Source organism: Kitasatospora sp. P5_F3 (assembly GCF_054049135.1).
Genome location: NZ_JBFUMY010000205.1, coordinates 1 through 726 on the forward strand (window position 1 = coordinate 1; position 726 = coordinate 726).

The 726-nt window shown below is 68.6% G+C and carries 1 protein-coding gene and 1 tRNA gene; one reads left to right on the forward strand and one right to left on the reverse strand.

Going from position 1 to position 726, the window contains the following annotated elements; genetic code table 11:
- A partial coding sequence (locus ACXJMZ_RS37365) for a tyrosine-type recombinase/integrase (RefSeq protein ID WP_457034439.1) occupies positions 1-533 on the forward strand: 533 nt, incomplete at its 5' end.
- On the opposite strand, the gene ACXJMZ_RS37370 is transcribed toward ACXJMZ_RS37365, so the two are convergent.
- A tRNA-Pro gene (locus ACXJMZ_RS37370) sits at positions 515-588 on the reverse strand. The two genes, ACXJMZ_RS37365 and ACXJMZ_RS37370, sit on opposite strands and share 19 nt — an antisense overlap.
- Between the last annotated feature and the right edge of the window lie 138 nt (positions 589-726).

Here is a 726-nt window from a genome sequence, read left to right on the forward strand (position 1 = left end):
CCAGCGGCGGCTACGTCTTCCACCGCCACGGCCGCCCCCTCCACCCCAAGAACGTCCTCGACCACTTCCACCGGCTCTGCGACAAAGCCGGCGTCCCCCGCATCGCCCTCCACGACCTGCGCCACCTCACCGCCAGCTTCGCCCCGGCCTCCGGCGTCCCCCTGCCCGTCATCTCCAAGACCCTGCGCCACCGCACCCTGTCGACCAGCGCGAACATCTACGCCGACCTCACCCGCCTCGCCGCCCGCGCGGCCGTCGACGCCGTAGCCTGGACCCTCGACAACGCCGACCGCGCCATCCTCGGCCGACCCGTCTGCCACGCCCAGCGCCCCTGGCGCCAACACCCACGCCCGCACCGGCAACTGCCCGCTTACCAGCGCCCCGGAACAGAAGAACCATCAACGCCATGGCCGATGTGGCCCGGTGACCACCATGCGACCACCAGGCTGACGCAGCAACAGAAAGAGCCGGCACCTGGTTTCCCAAGTACCGGCTCTTACAACCGACTTCACAGTCGGGACGACAGGATTTGAACCTGCGACCCCTTGACCCCCAGTCAAGTGCGCTACCAAGCTGCGCCACGTCCCGTGGTCTGGCTGCCTCGCCCGTCGGCTCCGGCTTTCTGACCTTGTCTCCGATCTCTCGGTGACGTGGAAAACAATACAGCACGGCGAGGGGTGCTCGTTGCCAGTTTCCCGAGGTGGGGCGGGCGGTGCCGTGCAGGTC